The following is an 18,056-nucleotide window of genomic DNA, read 5'->3' on the forward strand; positions in this document are numbered from 1 at the left end:
CCGCAAGCACCGTGCCACACCGGCACGTGCCGCGACTGGCGGGACCCCGACCCGAAAGATCTCTAGCGCCGCTCGAAGGGCGTCACGTGCACCGCGGCGGTCACCGTGACCTCCGTCGTGGGCAGGTCGGCCACCGGGACGTGGTGGGCGCTGGGCGTCATGCCGATCAGGGTGCGGGCCTCGGCGGCCGTCAGGTGCAGCCGCCGTTCGTGCAGTTTGCCGGGGCCGGCGGTGAAATGAGCGGCCAGCGTCTCCTGGAGGCGGGCCTCCTTGTCCGGGTCCACGCCGATCAGGCCGTGCGCGTCGATCAGCTCGCGCAGGTGGTTCGGCGCCGGGGTCACCACCAGCAGGACCCCGTCGGCGCGCAGCACGCGGTGGAACTCGGCGCCGTTGCGGGGGGCGAAGACGTTGAGGATCAGGGCGGCGGACGCGTCGGCCACCGGCAGCAGGCGCCACAGGTCGGCCAGGACGGCGGCGGCGCGGGGATGGGCGCGGGCGGCGCGGCGCAGCGCCGGCTTCGAGACGTCCAGGCCGAGACCGACGGCGCCGGGCGCCGCATCGAGGACCCGGGCCAGGTAACTGCCGGTGCCCACCCCGGCATCAACCACAAGACCATCCGAGGCGTACGGGGTGAGAGCCTCGCCGATGAAGTCGTAGTGCCCGGCGGCGAGGAAGTCGGCCCGGTCGGCCACCATTTCGGCGGTGTCCCCGGAGTGCGGCAGGCGGCCCGCGCTCAGATCCGCGTACCCCTGGCGGGCCATGTCGAAGCTGTGGCCGCGCGGGCAGCGCAGCGCCCAGTCGGCCCGGTGCAGCGGCTGTGTGCAGATCGGGCATCGAAGGTACGGCAATGCTCCGTCGATCATTCGGTCCCGCCCTCTAGGCTTCTCTGATGGCCGCCATCTCACACTCCGACATCGTCAAGGCACCGAAGGCGCTGCTGCACGACCACCTCGACGGTGGCCTGCGGCCCGCGACCATCCTCGAGCTCGCCGAGGGGGTCGGGCACCCGCTTCCGGCCGATGATCCGGAGGCTTTGGGTGCCTGGTTCGTCGCGGCGGCCGACTCGGGCTCCCTGGAACGCTACCTGGAGACGTTCGCGCACACGGTGGCGGTGATGCAGACCGAGGAGGGCCTGCACCGGGTGGCCAAGGAGTGCGCGCTCGACCTGGCCGCCGACGGCGTGGTCTACGCCGAGGTGCGCTACGCGCCCGAGCAGCACCTGGAAGGCGGTCTGAGCCTGGATCAGGTGGTCGAGGTGGTCAATGCCGGTTTTGTCGAGGGGTGTGCGGAAGCGGCGGCGCTGGGCCGGCCGATCCGGGTCGGGGTGCTGCTGACCGCGATGCGGCACGCGGCCCGTTCGCAGGAGATCGCCGAGCTGTCCGTGCGCTACCGGGACGCGGGTGTGGTCGGCTTCGATATCGCCGGTGCCGAGGCCGGTTTCCCGCCCACCCGGCACCTGGACGCCTTCGAATACCTCCAGCGGGAAAACTTCCACTTCACCATCCACGCCGGCGAGGCCTTCGGTCTGCCGTCGATCTGGCAGGCGATCCAGTGGTGCGGCGCCGACCGGCTGGGCCACGGGGTCCGCCTGGTGGACGACATCACCGGCGAAACGGTGCTCGGGCGTTTGGCGGCTTATGTCCGTGACAAGCGCATTCCGCTGGAATTGTGTCCTTCGTCCAATGTGCAGACCGGCGCGGCCGCGTCGATCGCCGAGCACCCGATCGGGATGCTGCACGATCTCCGGTTCCGGGTCACGGTCAACACCGACAACCGACTGATGAGCGGTACGTCGATGTCGCGGGAGATGGCCCTGCTCAGCGCGGCGTTCGGCTGGGGCTGGGCGGAGTTGCAGTGGCTGACCATCAATGCCATGAAGTCGGCCTTCATCCCGTACGACGAGCGGCTCGCGATCATCAATGAAGTGATCAAGCCGGCGTACGCCAAGCTGCTGGGATGAGTGCCGTCCGGCAAATGGAACCCGACCTATGGTTTGTCGCTTCGCCGGTTCGGTGAGGCTACTCATCCGTTCGGTCAGAATGGTCCCTACAAACACTGCAAAATCGGGCATCTCACCTTGCTCTGCGGGCCTGACCGCGACATCGTTCGTCCTGCCGCGATCCACTACGATCGGGCCCGGCCAGCCAGCGACACCCCCGCGTTGCGCTGATCGGGATGAGTGACACTGAGAGACGTTTACAAATACAGGCAGTCATAACGAACCGGCGATGTCCAACTCCGACGGAGCAACATCGGGTCACACAACCGGTCCGTGTCCGCCTGCTCTTTCTCTTTGACACTCGTCGTGATGGAATCTCGGGGGCCCGACGCGGTAGTCGGCCGTGTGCGGTGTTCCGGCGACCCGAGAGCCGGGCCCGAATCAGGAGGACGGTGACGTGAGCAAGCGCCCCAAGACGGCGACCGGCGTCATGTCGCGTCTCCGTCGGCCGGCCGATCGGCTGCGAGATCTGCCGATCTGGTCGAAGCTCGGCCTCATCATGCTGGTTCCTACCCTGGCGACGATCATTGTCGGCGTCAGCGGTCTGGTGGACCACATCGATACGGCGAGTAACGCGGAGCGCGCTCGAAACCTTTCCGTGTTGTCGGAGGCCGCCGGTGGCCTTGTCGACCGTCTGCAGAACGAACGTGCCTACGGCGTCATCGTCACCACGGCCGATGTGAAGAGCCCGATTCGGGACGCGGCGCTGAAGGCCTACAACGGCGAGCACGCCCAGGTCGACCAGGCCAAGGTTCCCTACTCTCAGCAGAAGGCCGCGCTGGACGACGTTCCGGCCAAGGTCAGCACGCTGCTGCTGCGGCTGGACCGCAACCTCGAGGACCTCCCGTCCAAGCGCAGTCAGATCGCCAACGGCAAGCTGGGTGTCGACGACGTCGAGGACACCTACGGCAAGCTGATCGACGACCTGCTCTCGGTCCGGGACGTCTCGGCCCAGCTGGCCAGCGACACCGAGCTGAGCGACCACTTGCGTACGGTGGCGGCGGTGGCCCGGGCCAAGGACTACATCGCCCAGCAGCGCGACGTCGGTCACGAGGTGCTCGGCGTCGGCGACTTCAACGCGACGCTGCGGCAGGACTTCCTGCTCACCGATGCCGGCTTCAAGCTCTCCCAGGCGACGATCAAGTCGGTCGGCACCGACTCCGAGGTGCAGCTCTTCGACCGCACCGCCAACGTGGCCGATGGCCGCGCCGCGACCAACCTGACCGGTCAGCTGCGCGCGCTGCAGGGTGCCAACACCAAGAACATCCCGTTCGACTCCCAGCAGTGGGAGGCGGCGATGATCGGCTACAACAACCTGTTCCGCCAGGTGGAGCAGAAGCTCGACGCCGACATCGTGGTCGAGGCCACCAGCATCCGTAACGACGTGAACCGGCGAGTCTTCATCGAGACCAGCGTCCTGCTCGCGATGCTGCTGCTGGCCATCCTGTTCGCCTGGCTCGTCGCCCGGTCGATGGCCCGCTCGCTGCGTGAGCTTCGACAGGGTGCGCTCTCGGTCGCCCAGTTCGGCCTGCCGCACGCGGTTTCCCGACTGCGTGACCCGGCGCTGGCCACCTCGCTCACCCCGGCCCAGGTGGCCGACCAGATCGCCGAACCGCTACCGGTGCGCAGCCGGGACGAGTTCGGTCAGGTGACCGAGGCGTTCAACGCGGTTCACCTCGAGGCGGTGCGCACCGCGGCCGAGCAGGCCGCACTGCGCTCCTCCGTCGCGACGATGTTCGTCAACCTCGCCCGCCGTTCGCAGATCCTGGTCGACCGGCTCATCGGTCACCTCGACCGGCTGGAGCGCGGCGAGGAAGACCCGGACCGTCTGGCCGAGCTCTTCCAGCTCGACCACCTGGCCACCCGGATGCGGCGTAACGACGAGAACCTCCTGGTTCTCGCGGGCGCCGACTCCACCCGTGTCCAGCGCGAGCCGGCCGCCCTGATCGACGTGCTCCGCGCCGCACAGTCCGAGGTGGAGCACTACACCCGCATCGAGTTCGGCATGATCGACCGGGACATCGAGGTGGCGGCGCACGCCGTCAACGACATGGTCCACCTGGTCGCCGAGCTCTTCGACAACGCGACCGCGTTCTCCCCGCCCAACTCGACGGTCACCGTCGAGGCGCGGCGGCTGGGCGACAGCGCGTTGCTCTCGGTCGAGGACCGCGGCATCGGCATCAGCCGGGAACAGCTGCGCGACCTGAACGAGCGGCTCGCCAACCCGCCGATGGTGGACGTGGCCGTCTCCCGCATGATGGGCCTGGTCGTGGTCGCCCGGCTGGCGAACCGGCACGGCGTCAAGGTCGAGCTGCGCCCGGCCGACTCCGAACGCGGCACGGTGGCCGAGGTCGGCCTGCCGCTGCCGGTGCTCTCCGGCACCCACCTCGCCGGTGGTCGTCCGGTGCAGACCGGCGGCTACGAGAGCCTGCAGCAGGGTGGCCGTCCCGGCCTGCCCGAGCCGCTGGCCCTGGAGAGCGGCCGCGGTGGCTACCCCGGTGGCCGTCCCTTCGACCCGAACCCGCCGATGCCGAACGGTGGCATGCTCGGCACCGGTGCCGGCCGTGGCGTTCCCGCCTGGTCCGACCTCACCGGCGCGCCCGGCGGTTCCAACGGCTCCAACGGTTTCGGCGCGAACGGCTCCTCGAACGGCAACGGCAATGGCAACGGCGGCGGATCGAACGGCTTCTACGGTCCGCGCAGCAACGAGATGATCCCGCCGCTGCCGTCCGGTCCGATGGGCCCCTCCTCGGGTGCTCCGCAGGGCTTCGCCGGCCCCGACGGTCTGCCGCAGCGTCGCAACGGCGACAGCTACGGCCCGGCCGGCGATGGCTACGGTCCGTCGATCCCGCGGCAGCTGCCGTCCAACCCGGAGAACCAGGGCCGGGGCGGGTTCGTCCCGCCGGTGTCGGCTCCTCCGCTGCCGCCGGTGTCGGCTCCGCCGGTGCCGTCCGGCCCGCCCTACGGTGGTCGCCCGACCTCGGCGCCGCCGGTGAACGAGCCTCCGGCCAACCCGCCGGTCTGGCCGCCGGTCGCCCCCGAGCGCGACGCGAACTCCGCGCCGCACGTTCCGGAGAGCCTGGCCGCGGCGCTCGACATGACCGCCGAGATCCCGCGCTACCGGCCCGAGCGTCCCGACCCCCAGGTCGAGCGCCCGACCAACCCGCAGACCGCGCCGATCCCGTCGTCCGCGCCGCCGGCTCGCCCGGTGTCCGCGACCCCGGTGTCCGCGACGCCCACCTCGGGCGGTCCGCAGACGGAAGCCCAGCAACGGGCGGCCGCCGCGGCTCGGGCGGCACACGAGGCAGCGGCGGCTCAGGCCGCCGAGGCACAGGCCACCGCGGCCCAGCAGATCGCCGCAGCCCAGGCCGCAGCGCGTCAGCGGGACAGCAACCAGGGCCAGTTCGCCGACGAGACGATGGAGCTGCCGATCTTCCGCGAGCTCGAGTCCGCGTGGTTCACCACGACCACGCCGTCCCGGCCGGAAGGCAAGCCCAACGGCGCCGACGACCCGGTCACCGCACAGCGGATCTCCACCGGAGAACCCACTCGTTCGGTACCGCAGCAGGCCGCTTCGCCCGAATCGCGGGACCTCGACCCGGCGCCGGTGGGCGTTGGCGCGGCGAACGGCTACGGTTCGAACGGCAACGGCTCCAACGGCAGTGTGGCGGGCAACCCGTGGCGCACCGCTGCCGACGAGGGCTGGCAGGCCGCTCGCGCGGCCGCCGAGCACTCGATCGATACCACCACCACGGCAGGGCTGCCCAAGCGCACACCGATGGCGCAGCTCGTCCCCGGCGGTGTCGACCGTGGCGGAGATCCCGCCCAGAAGCGCACGCCCGAAGGGGTTCGCGGGCTTCTGTCCGCTTACCACCGCGGTGTCCAGCGCGGTCGCACCAAGGAACAATCGACCAACCCGGAGGAGACTCCGGGAGGGCAGCAGTCCTCGCAGGCTGGCAAGGAGCATGAGGCATGACATCTACGCAGGATCTCGGTTGGCTTCTGGCCAACTTCGCCGACCGCGTGCCCGGAGTAGCACATGCGATCGCGGTCTCCGCCGATGGTCTGCTCCTGGCAGCCTCGCGGGACCTACCGCGTGACCGTGCCGACCAGCTGGCGGCCATCGCCTCCGGCCTGGTCAGCCTCACTCAGGGCGCCGCACGGTGCTTCGAGGGTGGTGCGGTGCTGCAGACGGTCGTCGAGATGGACAACGGGTTCCTCTTCCTGATGTCGATCTCCGACGGTTCGTCGTTCGCGGTGCTCGCGGCTCGCAGCTGCGACGTCGGCCAGGTGGGCTACGAGATGGCCCTCCTCGTCGACCGCGTCGGCGAGGCCCTCACCCCCGCGCCGCGTTCCGCGGCCGGGGTCCTCGGCTGAACGGGCAGCCAGCCGGTGCTGCCGGCACTGTCCAAAACGCTGACAACACGAGACACTTCTAGGGTTCGAGGAAGGGGTGAGCGGTGACGATGCCCGAGCGCGATGAGCCGACCGGCGCGCTGGTCAGGCCGTACGCCGTGACCCGCGGTCGGACCCGACCGAAGCTTGAGATAGCGCTGGAAGCGCTGGTCGAGACAACCGTTCGCGGGCGTTCTGGAATGATCCGCGGCGGGCAGGGTGGAAGCGAGCATCAGTACATCGCGGCTATGTGCGACGGCGGCCGTGTGCAGTCGCTCGCCGAAATCGCCGCACGCATGCAACTGCCGCTCGGTGTGGCTCGAGTAATCGTCGCGGACATGGCCTCTGATGGCCTGGTCGCGGTGCATGAGCCCACCTCGCTGGACGACGAGACCGACGCGGTAGGCACGGAACTGCTGGAAAGGGTGCTGAGTGGACTTCGCAGGCTCTGACATGTCGCACCGTCCCGCTGCTGGGGGACGCGTTACATCGGCGAAGATTGTCATCGCCGGTGGGTTCGGCGTCGGCAAGACGACGCTGGTCGGGTCGGTCTCGGAGATCACCCCGCTGACCACCGAGGCGATCATGACCTCGGCTGGTGTGGGTGTCGACGACAACCGGCAGGTGCCCGGAAAGATGACGACCACCGTCGCCATGGACTTCGGTCGCATCAGCATCGATCGTGACCTGATTCTGTACCTGTTCGGAACGCCTGGCCAGACGCGGTTCTGGTTCATGTGGGACGAACTGGTGCGCGGCGCTATCGGCGCCGTGGTCATGGTCGACACGCGCCGGCTGGCCGACTGCTTCGCCGCCATCGACTTCTTCGAACATCGCCGCCTGCCCTACCTGGTGGCGATCAACTGCTTCGACGGCATGCAGTACCACAACGCGCAGGACGTACGAGACGCTCTGGCGATCTCGAGCGACGTGCCCGTCGTGAGCTGCGACGCCCGGAACCGCGAGTCGACAAAGAACGTCCTCATCTCGCTGGTCGAGTATGTGCTGACGATGCGTCGTACCCGCGCTGTAGCGCCCGCATAGCCGACGGTGGAAGCCCCGCTCCGATGGGTCGGAGCGGGGCTTCTGCGTGCTCAAGTTTCGATCAGCCCGGGTAGCGCGTCCAGGTCCGGGATCGTCAGGTCCGGCGTGTAGGGATCGGGGTCGCTGCGCAGAGCCGCGGCGTCCGGGTAGGCCGCGTTGGTCACCAGGACCGGGCGCATGCCCGCCCGTCGTGCGCCGTCGTGCTCCCGGCTGCCGCCGTCGCCCACATACCAGCACTCGGCCGCCGGCACCCCGAGACGGGCACTCACGGCCTCGTAGAGGCGCAAATCGGGCTTGCGGTACCCCTGTTGCCAGGAGAACACCGCGGCGTCGATTCTCGGCCCGTAGGGCGTTTCCGGCCAGGCCTCGCAGAGCTCGCTCGAACAGTCGCTGATCAGGCCGAGGCGGTAACCGGCAGCGCGCAACCGGTCGAGCAGGTCGAGCACCCCCGGCCGGGGCGGCCGGACCAGGACCGCGCCGGCCTGCTGAGCGCGGACGGCGGCGTCCAGATCGGACTCCGCCGGGTCGGTGCCGCACTCCCGGGCGATACGCCGCAGCGTCGCGCGGGTGTCGCCGTACCGGCCGGTGATCCGATCCGGGAAGCTGGCGCCCATCGCCTGCCAGAACCGGTCGGCCGGGACGCCCAGCGCGGCCGCGGTGGCGGTGAACGACTCCCGGCGACCAGCCTCGGCCGCCGGGTCGGTCAACGTGCCGAAGAAGTCGAAGACGATGGCCCGCACCCCCACATGATCTCAAAACCGGTAGCGTCGGGCGCCATGCGCGAGTTTCTCGGGATCGATGACGTCGGCGAGCTGATTCCCGGGCTCGGCGCGGTGGAACTGACCCGGCTGGCCGGCGGCACCAAGAAGGGCGTCTATCGGGTCCGCCTCGGCGACGACAGCACGGTGATCCTGTACCGGTGGGCGGCCGGAGAGAACTACTGGCCGTCGGTCGCCACGGTGCCGGACGACCCGTTCACCGGGGAGGCCGGGATCGCCGAGTTCGCCGCCAATCACGCGGCGCTACGGAACGCCGGGGTTCGCGTACCGGAACTGCTTCGGCTGGACCACGACGGCGCGTTCGCTCTCGTCGAAGATGCCGGTGGAGAGTCGCTGGAGCGACTCATGGAGAAGGACCCGGCCGCGGCGGCCGCGCCCCTGGCCGAGCTGGGCGCGGCGCTGCGTCGCATGCACGCCGACGTGACCGCGCACTACGGTCCGCTGACCCGCCCGGCCGGGCCGCAGCGTCCGGCCGAGGACATGGTGGTGGACCGGGCACTCGTTCATCTCGCGGCCGTCGCCGACCGCGACCCGCGCCTCACGGCGGCGCGGAACCGCATCGAGGACCATCTGCGAGGGTTGCGCGAGACGGTGCTTCCCCGCCGGGAGTACGGGCTGGTGCACGGCGAACTCGGCGCGGACCACGTGTTCGTGAACGCGGCCGGCGAACCCGTGATGATCGATTTCGAGGGACTGATCCGGTTCGACGCCGAATGGGACCACGCATGGATCGAGATGCGGTTCGGGGCCGACTATCCGCGCCTCGACCCGGCGGCGACGGACCCGGCGAGGCTCGCGCTTTACTCGTACGCCCAGGTGCTGTCGCTGATCGAGGGGCCGCTGCGAATCGCCGGCACCGACTTCCCCGACCGGCAGTGGATGCTCGACCTGGCCGACTGGAACATCACCAAGGCGCTCGCCGCGCTGTAGCCCGGCCTGGCGGGAATGATGGTGGCATGACGAAGCTGACGGGATCGCAGGTCGCCGCCGAAGGGCTGGCGGGCTGGGCGCATCTGTACAACGGCCTGCACACGCGGGTCAGCAGCGGGAGTTTCGCGGCCGGGCTCGCCCTTGTCGCCGCGATCGGTGCGGCCGCCGAGGAGGCCAACCACCACCCCGACCTCGACCTGCGCTACACCCACGTGGACGTGCGGCTCACCAGCCACGACACCGGCGGGATCACCGGCCGGGACATCCGGCTGGCCCGCACCATCTCGGGCCTGGTGGCCGACGCCGGGCTGACCCAGTCGTTCGCCGGGCTGACCTGGCTCGAACTGGGCCTGGACAGTCCCGACCACGCCGAGGTGGCGCCGTTCTGGGAGGCCGTCATGGGCCTGGAGCACCGCAAGGGCGACTACGACGAGGAGGTCGTCGACCCGTCGGGCGCGCTGCCGACGATCTGGTTCCAGCAGTCCGGCCGCGAGGAGCCCCGGCAGCGCTGGCACCCGGACCTGTGGATCGACCCATCCGAGGTCCAGTCCCGAATCGACGCGGCGGTGGCGGCCGGCGGCAAGCTGGAGAGCGACGCCGAGGCGCCGAGCTTCTGGGTGCTGGCCGACCCCCAGGGCAACCGAGTCTGCCTGTGCACATGGCAGGACCGAGCGGCCTGAGGCCGCCCTGGCAGGGCCGCTGAGCTGATGCTGGGCCGGGGAGGGCGGCTGGGTTGAAGCTGCGCCGGGCAGGGCGGCTGGGTTGAAGCTGCGCCGGGCAGGGCGGCTGGGTTGAAGCCGCGCTGGGGAGGGGCCGTCCGGTGTGAGGCCGTGCCTGGCAGGGGCTGGGGTTTGGGAGCGCGCTGGGCAGGGGCCGTCCGGTGTGAGGCCGTGCCTGGCAGGGCCGCGGGGTTTGAGAGCGCGCTGGGTAGGGCCGCGCGGCGTGAGGCTGCATCTGGCAGGGACCGCGGGTTTGAGATCGCGCCGAGCAACGCCGCTCGGCGTGCGGGCATGCCCGGCGGCGATCGGGCCTGGGGCTGCATCAGGAGGCAGGACCGCCAGGCTCGAAGCCCCACGCCGGGCAGGGGCGGTCCTGCCTGAGGTTGTGCGGGCAGGGCCGCGCGGAGTGTGGTCGCACCTGGCGCGGCGGTCGGAGCTGAGGCTGTGCCAGCGGGCGGTCAGGGCTGAGGCCGTGCCAGGCGGGCGATCGGGGCTGAGGCTGTGCCAGGCGGGCGGTCGGGGTGAGCTGCGGGGAGAAGCTGGGCGGACTCCGGACAGCCGAAAAGGCGGCCGCTGGTGCGGCCGCCTTTTCGGGGTTGGTCTAGCGGGAGCTGTAGTTGGCGTTGTTGTTCGCGCCGTTGTTCGCGCCGTTGTTCGCGCCGTTGTTGCGGAAGTCGTCGGCGCCCTCGCGGTCGCGGGTGAAGTCCCAACCGCCGGCCGACTCGCGGCCCGGGCGGCCGCCCATCGCGAAGCCGCCGATCTCCTGCCCGCGGCGCCAGCCTCGGAAGTAGCCGGTGGTGTGGGCCGCGATGCTCGCCGCGTCGCGGACGATGCGCAGTGGGCGCTCGTCGCGCAACGGTGAGCCGGGGACCAGGTTGGCCTGCGGGACGCGCTTGGGCAGGCCTGCGGACGTCTCGGCTGCGATCTCGGGGGTGGCGGCGCGCTCGGCGGCCCGCCAGCCGCTGTCGTTGGGGTTGGCCCAGTCCATCTCGGGCGACTGGTCGTTGTGGCCGGTGAACCAGGCCGATCGGGCCGCTGCGAAGATCAGCAGGTCGCCGTCGCTGCCGTCGGACGGGACCGGCGGCGTGGTGCTGCGGTCGAGGGCGGTCACCGTCGTGCTGGTGCTCATCGCGCCGTTGCTGACGCCGTTGCGGCGATTGGCGAGGCGGCGGGCTTCGCCCTCGACCAGCCGCAGCGACGGCGGATCGGCGAGCGCGGGCAGGTCGGCGACGGTCGTGTCGAGGCTGTTGCCGAGCTGCGGCTCCACCAGGCGCAGGGCCGGCGGCTCCTTCGGCATGTCCTGCCACGGCGGCTTGACCCGGCCGGTGTCGGCGGGCGGCGCACTGATCGACCCGGGCGGCTCCTCACCGCTCGGGTTCATCAGCGGCCAGTTGGCCCGGGAACCGGGCTCGGCCGGCTCGGCTCGCGGGGTCGGCATGGGCAGCGACGAGTAGTCGGTGGCGCTGCCGGGCGCCGGCGTGGCGCGGGCCGGCCGCGGCGGGATGACCGTGCGCTGCCGTTCAGCCCGGGCGTTGTTGATCGCCGCAGTGGTGAGCGTGGCCTGGAACGGCTGGCCGTTGTCGGCCGGCGAGACCGACGCCGGCGGCAACGACCCGTTCGAGTACGACCCGGACGGCGTCGAGCCGTTCGAGAAGGAGCCGGGCGGCACCGAGCCGTTCGAGAACGACGCGGCCGGGGCGGATGGCGCCGAGGTCGGCGTGATCGGGCTTCGGGCGCCGGTGGAGAACGACGCGGCGGGGGCCGACGGCGCGCTCGTTGGCGTGATCGGGTTACGAGCGCCGGTCGAGAAAGACGGGCCGCTCGTGGGTGTGATCGGGTTACGGGCGCCGGTCGAGAAGGACGACCCGCTCGTGGGTGTGATCAGGCTTCGGGCGCCGGTCGAGAAGGACGCGGCGGGCGCGGATGTCGGCGCGATCGGGTTGCGGGAACCGGGAACCGGCCGCGAACCGGGAGTGATCGGCGTCATGCCGGGCGGAGGTGGCGGCACCGAGACCGGGCGGTTGCCCGGGACGGGCGCGCGGTTGGGGAACGCGGCCGCGGCGGCGGGTGCGGCCGGCGGCGGGGTGACTGGGCGCGGGGCCAGCGGCGGCGGCGCCACCGGGTCGGGAGCGACCGGCGGGGCGTTCATCGGGTGCGGGATGACCGGGCCACTGCCGGTGCCGGTGGGCTCGCGGCGGTTGCGCCGGGTGGTGCGGGAGTCGGGCACGGCCTGCAGCGGGGCGGCCTCGGCACGGCGGCGGGAGGAGCCGGCGGCGGTGCTGCTGCGGGCGGCGATGGTGCCGATCAGCGAGGAGCAGGCGGAGTCGCAGGCGCGGACCGCGGCGATGGCCTTGCGTACGGTCTCGGCGGCGGCGGGCGCCAGCGACTTGTTGACGCCGCCGCGGCGCGGTGACTCGCTGATCGCGACGTGCAGCGCGGTGACCGCGGCGATGATCTCGTCGTCGGTGCCGGCGCCGGCCCGGATCAGCTCGGTGGCGACCTGCTCGGCCACTCGCTCGGAGTCGCCCTGCGAGGTGAGGCGGCCCGGCTCGGGCAGCGCGTCGAGCACGGCGAGCGCCAGCGGGTGGGACGGGTCGGGGTAGGCCCGGAGAGCGGCGGGGTAGAGCTCGCGGAGGACCTCACGCATCGCCGTGGCGGTCGCGTGCCGGCCGCCGAGCAGCGCCACGTGGGCGGCCAGGACCGGCTTGTAGCTGACCAGCTCGCGCGGGGCGGGCTGGGTGGTCGCGGCGATGGCGCCGGCCTGCAGTGCCCGGGCGAGGCCCACGGCGCGGCGGGCGGCCGGCGGGGCCTGCATCTCCTCGACGGAGTCGTCGTCGGCGAAGCGCTCGGCGAAGTCGTCGGTGGTGTCGTCGTCGGTCACGACCAGGGGACGGCCCGCGGCGATGAGCAGCGACGTGACCAGGTGGTCGTCGCTGTCGGCGGCGACCGCGGCGTCGGTGAATCCACTCGTCCGTTCCACGAGCAGCGAGCCCAACTCGGCGTAGCCGTCCGGGTCGTCGCCGATCTCGTGGACTCCGAGCAACCGACCTGCGTCATCCACCACGGCGATGGTCAGCTGCGCGGCCGAGGCCGAGCGCACCGTTTCATCAGCCGACGCGAGACCGCAGTACACGCGCACGAGCGCCACAGCGTCGTCCTCCTCCCCGGTGAGACTTGTTCGCGACCTACCTTGAGTCACGGGCCCGCCGCGAACAAGTCCCATTGCATTTTGGCCAAGCACTGATGGTCCCTGTTTAGGGGTCAGTCGCGCCAGTCCACAGCGGCAGAGATCTTGCCGATTACCGAGCGCCAACCGAGACTTGCCTGTTGTGCCCCGATTTTCTTCAATCGGCGGCGTCCGAAGAACCCGCTCATGCCACCGTTTTCCGTGGACCGGAGGGACTCGTCGAGGTCATCGAGCGGCGAGCCGGGCGACAGGGCCAGGATCACCGGCTTGAGCCGCAGCGCATAACCCAGGTCGCGGGCCACCTCGCCGGCCGCGATGAGCAGCGGAAGGTCCCAGCTGTCGTGCCCGCCGCGCAGGTTTTCCACCACGAGGTCGAGCTCGTAGCGGTCGTCCGGCTGCGGGTCGATGTCGGTCGACTCTACCCGCTCGGCCAGGGTGGCCCAGCTGTCGAGCTGGGCGAGGTCGTGCGGAGCACCCGAACGAATGAAGGAGACCAGCGACTCCGGCGTCTTGAACGCGAGCAGCCGGCCTTTGTGGCTGAGGAACATCGGCACGTCCTCGTCGGCGGCCTCGTCCTCCTCCTTCTCGTCCGCGAAGTCCTCCGGGTCGGGCTCCTCGGCTGCCGCCTTGGCGTCCTCGTCGACGGTCTGGTCGACCTCGCCCTCGGCGAGCAGCGCCTGGAACTCCTCGTCGACGATGACTTCTTCCTCGTCATCCTCGGTGGCCCGGCGCTCGCGCGCGTCGAACGGGTCCTCCTCCTCGACATCCATCTCGGTGGGGGTCAATTCGGAGGCCTTGCGGAAGGCTCGGAGGGTGAGGCCGACGCCGCCGGGCAGCGCGATCTCCACCGGCTCGATCCGGACCTCGTCCCACAGGTCCTGCCCGGAGAGGCCCACTGCGGACGTCTCGGACTCGTCGGACTGGCTGGCCACGGTGACCTCCGGGATGATTCGGACGGTTGGACGGTGATTCTGCCGACACACCCTAATGGGCGAGTCTGAGGGACAGCCGACCGCCCTTAGAAACCCTTGGGATGCCAGACCGTCTTGGTCTCCAGGAAGGCGGTCATCGGGGCCAGACCGGGGTCGGCCGTGAAGTCGGTGGTGCCGGCCCGGCGGACCCGCTTGAGCGTGCCGGCCGCGGCCTGCTCCAGTTCAACGGCGAGAGCGGGGTCGTCGACACCGGTCAGGTCGAGTCCGTTCACGTCGTCGTGCGAGGCGAGCCAGGGCGCGATCTCGGCGGCGTGTCCGGTGAGGATGTTCACCACCCCGCCCGGCACGTCGGAGGTGGCGAGCACCTCGGCGAGGGTGACCGCGACCTGCGGGCCGCCGCTGACGACGACCACCGTGTTGCCGGTGACGATCACCGGGGCAACGACGCTGACCAGTCCGAGCAGGCTGGGCGGGGCGATCACGCCGACCACGCCGGTGGGCTCGGGCGACGACAGGTTGAAGAACGGGCCGGACACCGGGTTGGCGTTGCCGGCGACCTGGGCGATCTTGTCGGACCAGCCCGCGTACCAGACCAGGCGGTCGATCGCGGCGTTCACCTCGTCGCCGGCCGTGCCGAGCGCCTTGAACTCGGACCGGCGGGCCTCGACCATCTCGGCGACCCGGTAGACGACCTGGCCGCGGTTGTAGGCGGTGGCGGCGGCCCATTTCGGCTGGGCCTTGCGGGCCGCGACGACCGCGTCCCGCGCGTCCTTGCGGGAGGCGAGGGCCACGTTGTCGCCGTCCACGAGATAGGTCCGTCCTGACTCGCTGCGCGGGAAAGCCCCGCCGATGTAGAGCTTGAAGGTCTTGCGCACCGACAGGCGAGGCGCGGATGACTTAGGCAAGGTACGCCTCCAGGCCGTGCCGGCCGCCTTCGCGACCGTAACCGGACTCCTTGTAACCGCCGAACGGCGACGTGGGGTCGAACTTGTTGAACGTGTTGGCCCAGACCACGCCGGCCCGCAGCTTGTCGGCCACGGCCAGGATGCGGGAGCCCTTCTCCGACCAGATGCCGGCGGACAACCCGTACGGCGTGTTGTTGGCCTTTTCGATGGCCTCGTCGGGGGTCCGGAAGGTGAGCACCGACAGGACCGGGCCGAAGATCTCCTCACGGGCTATCCGGTGGGCCTGGGTCACGCCGGTGAAGATCGTCGGGGCGAACCAGAAGCCGCGGTCGGGCAGCGAACACTCCGGCGACCAGCGTTCCGCGCCCTCCTCCGTTCCAATTTCCGACAATTCAGTAATTCGCGCCAACTGGGCGGCCGAGTTGATTGCGCCGACGTCGGTGTTCTTGTCGAGCGGGTCGCCGACCCGCAGTGTCGACATCCGGCGCTTGAGCGAGGCCAGCAGTTGCTCGGCGATCGACTCCTGGACCAGCAGGCGCGAGCCGGCGCAGCAGACATGGCCCTGGTTGAAGAAGATGCCGTTGACGATGCCCTCGACCGCCTGGTCGATCGGCGCGTCGTCGAAGACGATGTTGGCGGCCTTGCCGCCCAGCTCGAGGGTCAGGCGCTTGCCGGTGCCGGCCACCGAGCGGGCGATCTGCCGACCCACCTCGGTCGAACCGGTGAAGGCGACCTTGTCGACGTCGGGGTGTTCGACCAGGTAACGCCCGGTGTCGCCGGCGCCGGTGACAATGTTGACCACGCCCGGCGGCAGCTCGGCCTGACGACAGATGTCGGCGAAGAACAGCGCCGAGAGCGGTGTGGTCTCGGCCGGCTTGAGCACCACGGTGTTGCCCGCGGCCAGGGCCGGCGCGATCTTCCAGGCCAGCATCAGGAGCGGGAAGTTCCACGGGATGACCTGGCCGGCGACACCCAGCGGCCGCGGCGACGGGCCGAAGCCGGCGTACGGCAGCTTGTCGGCCCAGCCCGCGTAGTAGAAGAAGTGCGCGGCGACCAGGGGCAGGTCGACGTCGCGGGACTCCTTGATCGGCTTGCCGTTGTCGAGCGACTCGAGGACGGCCAGCTCGCGGGAGCGCTCCTGAATGATCCGGGCGATCCGGAACAGGTATTTGGCCCGCTCGGAGCCGGGCCGGGCGGACCATGTCTCGAAGGCGCGGCGCGCGGCTGCCACCGCACGGTCGACGTCTTCCGGGGAACCGAGAGCGACTTCGGACAGAACCTCTTCGCTGGCCGGGTTGATCGTCTTGAAGACGTCTTTCCCCGGAGTGAAGTCGCCGTCGATGAACAGGCCGTAGGAGGGCGCGATCTGGACGACCGACCGCGACTCGGGTGCTGGGGCGTATTCGAGCATCAGATCAATCCAGCGTGAAGTAGTCGGGGCCGGCGTAGTGGCCGGTGGTCAGCTTGGTGCGCTGCATGAGCAGGTCGTTGAGCAGGGACGAGGCGCCGAAGCGGAACCAGTCGGGGCTCAGCCAGTCGTCACCGACCGTTTCGTTGATCAGCACCAGGTATTTGATGGCGTCCTTGGTGGTGCGGATGCCGCCGGCCGGCTTGACCCCGACCTGGCGGCCGGTCTGCGCCCGGTAGTCGCGCACCGCCTCCAGCATGACCAGGGTGACCGGCAGGGTGGCGGCGATCGGGACCTTGCCGGTGGAGGTCTTGATGAAGTCGGCGCCGGCCAGCATCGCCAGCCAGGACGCGCGCCGGACGTTGTCGTAGGTAGCGAGCTCGCCGGTCTCCAGGATGACCTTGAGATGGGCCGGGCCGCACGCCTCCTTGACCGCGACGATCTCGTCGAAGACCTTGGTGTAGTCGCCGGCGAGGAACGCACCCCGGCTGATCACCATGTCGATCTCGTCGGCGCCGCCGGCCACCGCGTCGCGGGTGTCGGCGAGTTTTACGTCGAGCGGCGCCTGCCCGGACGGGAAGGCGGTGGCCACGCTGGCCAGGTGCACGCCCGAGCCCTTGAGCACGTCGAACGCGACCGGGACCATTGCCGGGTAGACGCAGACGGCGCCGACCGGCGGGCAGGTCGGGTCGGCCGGGTCGGGGCGGAGGGCCTTGGCCGAGAGCGCGCGGACCTTGCCGGGCGTGTCGGCACCCTCGAGCGTGGTGAGGTCGACCATGCGGATGGCCAGGTCGATCGCCTGGGCCTTGGCGGTCGTCTTCACCGATCGGGTGCCTAGCGCGGCCGCCCGGGCCTCGACGCCCACCTTGTCGACCCCGGGCAGGCCGTGCAGGAGGGAGCGCAGGTCCGACATCACTGTCGCAGTCATGAAAGGGATTCTACGCGGCTGATTAACAGTTGATCTTGACGGACCGGTAGGTTGATCGGCGTGGACGTACTCGTTGTAGATCACCCGCTGGCTCAGACCCGGCTCACCGCGATGCGCAACGCGGAAACCGACTCCGGCGTCTTCCGTGCCTCGCTGCACGAGCTCACGACCATGGTTGTCTACGAGGCGGCCCGCTCCTTCGCCGTCGAGCAGTACCCGATCAACACCCCGGTCGCCCCCACCGAGGGCACCCGGCTGGCCAACCCGCCGCTGATCGTCCCGGTGCTGCGGGCCGGCCTCGGGATGGCCGACTCGGCGCTCGCGCTGCTGCCCGAGTCGTCGATGGGCTTCGTCGGCCTGGCTCGCGACGAGAAGACGTTCGAGCCCCGGGCCTACATGGAGTCGCTGCCCGGTGACCTGTCCGGGCAGCCGGTGCTGGTCCTCGACCCGATGCTGGCCACCGGCGGCTCGCTGCTGCACTGCTGCAAGCTGCTGGTCGACCGCGGCTGCACCGACGTGATCATCTGCTGCGTGCTGGCCGCCCCCGAAGGCATCGAACGGCTGAAGAACAGCGGCCTGCCGCTGCGCCTGGTCACCGCTTCGATCGACCAGGGGCTCAACGACAAGGCCTACATCGTGCCGGGTCTCGGCGACGCCGGCGACCGCCAGTTCGGCGGCATGCGGCGCTTCTAGACGCCTTTTGAGGTCAGGGTCGCGAGAATCAAACCCTTTTCCGGTACGGGAGACACCGTCACCAACCGCACCATCCCCCGACCGCCGCCACCCCGCAAGCAACGTGCCACACCAGCACGTGCCGCGACTCTCGCGCA

The 18,056-nt window shown here is 70.6% G+C and carries 15 protein-coding genes; 8 read left to right on the top strand and 7 right to left on the bottom strand.

From position 1 onward, the window contains the following. Positions 1–62: 62 nt before the first annotated feature. Positions 63–863 (bottom strand): putative RNA methyltransferase, encoded by an 801-nt coding sequence (locus Ato02nite_RS48565; RefSeq protein ID WP_213013532.1) that lies wholly within the window; start codon positions 861–863, stop codon positions 63–65. A gap of 26 nt (positions 864–889) precedes the next feature. Here Ato02nite_RS48565 and Ato02nite_RS48570 point away from each other — a divergent pair, with 26 nt between their 5' ends. From Ato02nite_RS48570 to Ato02nite_RS48590, 5 genes are all read left to right on the top strand, one after another. Continuing rightward, positions 890–1,960 (top strand): adenosine deaminase, encoded by a 1,071-nt coding sequence (locus Ato02nite_RS48570; protein ID WP_213013533.1) that lies wholly within the window; start codon positions 890–892, stop codon positions 1,958–1,960. Between the two features lie 436 nt (positions 1,961–2,396). Next, on the top strand, positions 2,397–5,975 hold the full coding sequence (locus Ato02nite_RS48575) for a sensor histidine kinase (protein WP_213013534.1): 3,579 nt from the start codon (positions 2,397–2,399) through the stop codon (positions 5,973–5,975). Next, positions 5,972–6,376: a roadblock/LC7 domain-containing protein gene (locus Ato02nite_RS48580; RefSeq protein ID WP_014447580.1), complete on the top strand. Its 405-nt coding sequence runs from the start codon at positions 5,972–5,974 to the stop codon at positions 6,374–6,376. Before Ato02nite_RS48575 ends, Ato02nite_RS48580 begins: the two co-directional genes overlap by 4 nt. 89 nt (positions 6,377–6,465) lie before the next feature. Continuing rightward, positions 6,466–6,846, top strand: coding sequence for a DUF742 domain-containing protein (locus Ato02nite_RS48585; RefSeq protein WP_213013542.1), 381 nt, complete (start codon positions 6,466–6,468; stop codon positions 6,844–6,846). Between the two features lies 1 nt (position 6,847). Beyond that, positions 6,848–7,438, top strand: coding sequence for a GTP-binding protein (locus tag Ato02nite_RS48590; RefSeq protein WP_203725129.1), 591 nt, complete (start codon positions 6,848–6,850; stop codon positions 7,436–7,438). Between the two features lie 50 nt (positions 7,439–7,488). On the opposite strand, the gene Ato02nite_RS48595 is transcribed toward Ato02nite_RS48590, so the two are convergent. After that, a complete protein-coding gene (locus Ato02nite_RS48595) occupies positions 7,489–8,178 on the bottom strand; it encodes an HAD family hydrolase (protein ID WP_213013535.1) in 690 nt (229 codons plus the stop codon). A 36-nt stretch (positions 8,179–8,214) separates the two neighbouring features. Between Ato02nite_RS48595 and Ato02nite_RS48600 the strand changes: the two genes are divergently transcribed. Both Ato02nite_RS48600 and Ato02nite_RS48605 read left to right on the top strand, forming a co-directional pair. Next, the gene (locus Ato02nite_RS48600; RefSeq protein WP_246608206.1) at positions 8,215–9,147 is read left to right on the top strand and encodes a phosphotransferase family protein; all 933 of its coding nucleotides are present in this window, start codon (positions 8,215–8,217) and stop codon (positions 9,145–9,147) included. A gap of 26 nt (positions 9,148–9,173) precedes the next feature. After that, positions 9,174–9,827 (top strand): 4a-hydroxytetrahydrobiopterin dehydratase, encoded by a 654-nt coding sequence (locus Ato02nite_RS48605; protein WP_213013536.1) that lies wholly within the window; start codon positions 9,174–9,176, stop codon positions 9,825–9,827. A 640-nt stretch (positions 9,828–10,467) separates the two neighbouring features. Here the strand turns inward: Ato02nite_RS48605 and Ato02nite_RS48610 are convergent. The 5 genes from Ato02nite_RS48610 to deoC form a co-directional block, all read right to left on the bottom strand. Further along, positions 10,468–13,014 (bottom strand): transposase, encoded by a 2,547-nt coding sequence (locus tag Ato02nite_RS48610; RefSeq protein WP_438873131.1) that lies wholly within the window; start codon positions 13,012–13,014, stop codon positions 10,468–10,470. A 113-nt stretch (positions 13,015–13,127) separates the two neighbouring features. Continuing rightward, positions 13,128–14,036 (bottom strand): SatS C-terminal domain-containing protein, encoded by a 909-nt coding sequence (locus Ato02nite_RS48615; protein WP_438873132.1) that lies wholly within the window; start codon positions 14,034–14,036, stop codon positions 13,128–13,130. A gap of 35 nt (positions 14,037–14,071) precedes the next feature. Next, positions 14,072–14,890, bottom strand: a complete 819-nt coding sequence (locus Ato02nite_RS48620; RefSeq protein WP_213013538.1) for an aldehyde dehydrogenase family protein — start codon at positions 14,888–14,890, stop codon at positions 14,072–14,074. Continuing rightward, a complete protein-coding gene (locus Ato02nite_RS48625; protein WP_213013539.1) occupies positions 14,883–16,301 on the bottom strand; it encodes an aldehyde dehydrogenase family protein in 1,419 nt (472 codons plus the stop codon). The genes Ato02nite_RS48620 and Ato02nite_RS48625 overlap by 8 nt, the downstream gene beginning before the upstream one ends. 4 nt (positions 16,302–16,305) lie before the next feature. Then, a complete protein-coding gene (gene deoC / locus Ato02nite_RS48630; protein ID WP_213013540.1) occupies positions 16,306–17,226 on the bottom strand; it encodes a deoxyribose-phosphate aldolase in 921 nt (306 codons plus the stop codon). 60 nt (positions 17,227–17,286) lie between these two features. On the opposite strand from deoC, the gene upp reads away from it, so the two are divergent. Continuing rightward, on the top strand, positions 17,287–17,919 hold the full coding sequence (gene upp, locus Ato02nite_RS48635) for a uracil phosphoribosyltransferase (protein WP_213013541.1): 633 nt from the start codon (positions 17,287–17,289) through the stop codon (positions 17,917–17,919). Positions 17,920–18,056 lie beyond the last annotated feature (137 nt).

The sequence above is a fragment of the Paractinoplanes toevensis genome (assembly GCF_018332695.1).
Taxonomy (GTDB): Bacteria; Actinomycetota; Actinomycetes; order Mycobacteriales; family Micromonosporaceae; genus Actinoplanes; species Actinoplanes toevensis.